The 3489-nt window shown below is 72.7% G+C and carries 5 protein-coding genes; 2 read left to right on the plus strand and 3 right to left on the minus strand.

The features are described 5' to 3' along the window. On the minus strand, window positions 1-941 hold a 941-nt coding region (gene murQ / locus GUY60_RS35945), incomplete at its 3' end, for an N-acetylmuramic acid 6-phosphate etherase (protein WP_161705631.1). 58 nt (window positions 942-999) lie between these two features. Beyond that, window positions 1000-1917: a MurR/RpiR family transcriptional regulator gene (locus GUY60_RS35950; RefSeq protein WP_161705633.1), complete on the minus strand. Its 918-nt coding sequence runs from the start codon at window positions 1915-1917 to the stop codon at window positions 1000-1002. Window positions 1918-2045: 128 nt separating this feature from the next. Between GUY60_RS35950 and GUY60_RS35955 the strand changes: the two genes are divergently transcribed. Then, on the plus strand, window positions 2046-2423 hold the full coding sequence (locus GUY60_RS35955; protein ID WP_161705635.1) for a DUF8819 family protein: 378 nt from the start codon (window positions 2046-2048) through the stop codon (window positions 2421-2423). Next, complete coding sequence (locus tag GUY60_RS35960) at window positions 2420-2704, plus strand: DUF4031 domain-containing protein (RefSeq protein ID WP_161705636.1); 285 nt, start codon at window positions 2420-2422, stop codon at window positions 2702-2704. Before GUY60_RS35955 ends, GUY60_RS35960 begins: the two co-directional genes overlap by 4 nt. On the opposite strand, the gene GUY60_RS35965 is transcribed toward GUY60_RS35960, so the two are convergent. Next, window positions 2643-3489, minus strand: an 847-nt coding sequence (locus GUY60_RS35965; RefSeq protein WP_161705638.1) for an MFS transporter, incomplete at its 5' end; no start/stop codon positions are given. The genes GUY60_RS35960 and GUY60_RS35965 overlap by 62 nt on opposite strands.

Below are 3489 nucleotides of genomic sequence, written 5' to 3' on the forward strand. Positions count from 1 at the left end.
GTGGGGGAGGCGGCGGTGAGGGCTGCCCGGAGGTGGCCCTTCGAGCCGGTCAGGAGGGTGTTCGCGGTGCCGGCGTCGACCTGCGCGAGGATCATCAGGATCGCCGTCTTCACCTCGCCGTCGGCGGCGGTGAGCGCGGACTCGATGGCCTCGTCGGGCGCGTCGGTGGCCAGCGCGACGATGCGGCGGGAGCGGGCCCGCAGCTTCTCGTTGGAGGCGCGGACGTCCACCATCAGGTTTCCGTACGTCTTGCCGAGCCGGATCATCGTGATCGTCGACAGCATGTTGAGGACGAGCTTCTGGGCCGTGCCCGCCTTCAACCGGGTGGATCCGGTGAGGAGTTCGGGGCCGGTGACGACCTCGATGCCGTGCTCGGCGGCCGCCGCGAGCGCGCTTTCCGCGTTGCAGGACAGGCCGATGGTCAGCGCCCCCTCGGCGCGGGCGTGTTCGACGGCGCCGATGGCGTACGGCGTGCGGCCCGAGGCGGAGATGCCGACCACCGTGTCGTCGGCGGTCAGGCCCAGGCCGGTCAGGTCCTCGCGGGCCAGCTCCTTGGAGTCCTCGGCGCCCTCGACGGCGGTGACCATCGCGGACGGGCCGCCCGCGATCAGGCCGACCACTTCGCCGGGGTCGGTGTTGAAGGTGGGCGGGCACTCGCTGGCGTCCAGGACACCGAGCCGCCCGGCCGTACCCGCGCCGAGGTAGATCAGCCGGCCGCCGCGGGCCATGCGCTCAGCGGTGGCGTCGATGGCGGCGGCGATCCGCGGCAGCTGCTCGGCGACCGCGGTGGGGACGGTGGCGTCCTCGCCGTTCATGGTGCGCGCGATCTCCAGCGTCGAGAGGCGGTCGATCTCGGCCAGCTCGGGCCGGAACGCCTCCGTGGTGAGGGTGTCCAACTGTGCGCGCAGCGCGCCGTAGTTGCCGGAGGTGGTGGAGGTCATGGGAGAGGCGGCTCTTTCGTGTGCGGGACGGGTGCGGAGGGGGAGTGAGGGGACGCACTCATCTGCTGCGCGGACTGTGCCGGTGTGCAAGGGCCTCGTACGACGCGGCGAGTGCGGGCGCCGCCGTCTCGTACGTACGCTGCGCGACGCCGACGAACAGGCAGTCCACGACGAGGAGTTGGGACGTACGCGACGACATGGCGGCCGGGCGCAGCTCGCTCTCGCGGGCCGTCGACGTGGTCAGGATGTGGTCGGCGTACTGCGAGACCGGGCCGTTCGGGCGGCCGGTGATCGCGATGGTGGTCGCGCCGTGCTCGAAGGCGACCCGCAGCGGCTCTATGACGTCGCCGGTGGAGCCGGAGTGGGTGATCGCCACGGCGACGTCCTTGGAGCGGAGCAGCACCGCGTTGGTCACGGACAGGTGCGGGTCGCCCATGGCGTGCGCGAGGAGGCCGATGCGGAGCAGCTTCTGCGCCAGGTCCTGGGCGACCAGGGCGGAGGCGCCGACGCCGTAGATGTCGATACGGCGGGCGGCGGCGAGCGCGGACACGGCGGCGCCGAGCTGCGCGGTGTCGAGCCCGGCCGCGGTGTCGGCGAGGGTCTGCTGCTCGTCGTACGCGAGCTTGGCGACGACATCCGCTATCGGGTCGTCGACGGCGATGTCCGCGGTGACGGCCGGGGCCCGGCCCGACTGCTGCTGGGCGGCGAGGCCCGCGAGGGCGAGGCGCAGGTCGCGGTAGCCCGGGTAGCCGAGGAGGCGGGCCGTGCGGACGACGGTCGCCTCGCTGGTGCCGGTGAGCTCGGCGAGCCCGGTGACGGTCAGGGCGGCGCAGCCGGCCGGGTCGCCCGCCACCGCCTCGGCGACACGCTGCATCGAGCGGGTCATGGACGGTCCGAGGGTGCGCACCTTCGCGGCGAGGGCCGCGGGGGCGGGCGGTGCTCCGCCGGTGAAAATTTCCTTCACGTCATTGCTCACACTCTGAAAGATATTTTCGGCACCCTGGGGCGTCAAGAGGCCATGAGTCACCAGTACGTCGGGGCCTTTCGGACCTGCGTACGTCCGGGCCTTTCGGACCTGCCGGGGGTGGGGCGCACAATGGACGCATGGATGCCCCGGACCCCACCAGCCACCTGGAGCAGTCGCTGCACGCGGCCCGCGCGCTCGTCCTCGCGGACCTCATCGCAGGCGATGTCGCCGAGGCCGATGTCGTCTCGCTCGTCGAGGACTCCGTCTCCCACCGCCGGTGGTGGGTCGAACAGTGGCCCGATGGCGCCGAGTTCGTGGCGGGCCTGATCGCGCAGGACGTGCAGGACGCGCTCCTGGAGAAGTACGGCCGCTGGCCGCTCTGCCCCGCGTGCGGCTCGGGCGACCCGCACGCGCTCGACGTGGAACCGGAGCTGGGCACCGACCCGCACTGGGTGTGCGGCAAGGCGGGTGTGGTGGTCGCCGCGGTCGGGTCGCTGGGCTCGGTTCTTCAGTGACCGTGTACATCGATCCGCCGACCTGGCCGGGTCACGGGCGGCTCTGGTCGCACATGGTCAGCGATGTGTCGTACGACGAGTTGCACGCGTTCGCCGAGAAGGTGGGGTGTCCTCGGCGGGCGTTCGAGCGGGACCACTACGACGTGCCGTCGCATCGGTACGCGGATGCGGTGTCCGCGGGGGCGGTGGAGGTGTCCTCGCGGGAGGTTGTGCGGCTGCTTACGCGGGCGGGGCTGCGGTGGCGGAAGGGGAGTCCTGGGCCGCGGGGGTCCGGGGTGTGACCCCGCCGCCCGCGACGGTGACCGAACGGCCCCGCTGCATCCGCAGCGCGAGCCCCACCGCTCCAAGGCCAAGCACTGTCATCCCCGCCCCCGCCCACGCCGGAGACGTGTAGCCGAGGTTCGCGTCGATGACGAGGCCGCCGAGCCAGGGGCCGCTGGTGTTGCCGAGGTTGAAGGCCGCCGTGGCGGTGGCGCCGGCGAGGGTCGGGGCGGCGCCCGCGACGTTGAACATGCGGGCGTTCATGGCGGGCGCCGTGTAGAACGCGGAGAACCCGATCAGGAACGCCAGGGCGACCGCCACCGCGGCGACGCCCGCGAACAGGCCGAGGGCGACGAGGAACACCGTCGACGCGACGATGCCGCTGAACAGCACGCCGAAGAGGTGCGCGTCGGCGATCCGCCCGCCGATCACCGTCCCCACGAGCGCGCCGATGCCGAAAAGGCCGAGCACCATCGGCACCCAGCCGGACGCGAGTCCGGACACGTCCGTGAGCAGCGGCGCGAGATAGCTGAACGCGCAGAACACCCCGCCGCCCGCGAGCGTGATCAGCGCGATCTGCACCCACACCTGCGGGTCCCGGTAGATCACCAGCTCGCGGCGGAGCTGCGGCTTCTCGGCGGGTACCGGGATGCGCGGGATCAGCGTGGCGACGCCGACGAGCGCGACGGCGGATGCCGCGCCGACCGCCCAGAACGCGGAGCGCCAGCCGAAGTGCTCACCGAGGAAGGCGCCCGCGGGCACGCCGAGGACGTTCGCGATGGACAGGCCGCCGATCATCACGGCC

Origin of the sequence: Streptomyces boluensis (assembly GCF_009908195.1) — a bacterium.
GTDB classification, from domain to species: domain Bacteria; phylum Actinomycetota; class Actinomycetes; order Streptomycetales; family Streptomycetaceae; genus Streptomyces; species Streptomyces boluensis.

Bases quoted from the DNA above. Each gene is read 5' to 3' on its own strand.
- GUY60_RS35955 (WP_161705635.1), top strand. From the start codon at position 2,046: ATGGATGCCCCGGACCCCACCAGCCACCTGGAGCAGTCGCTGCACGCG.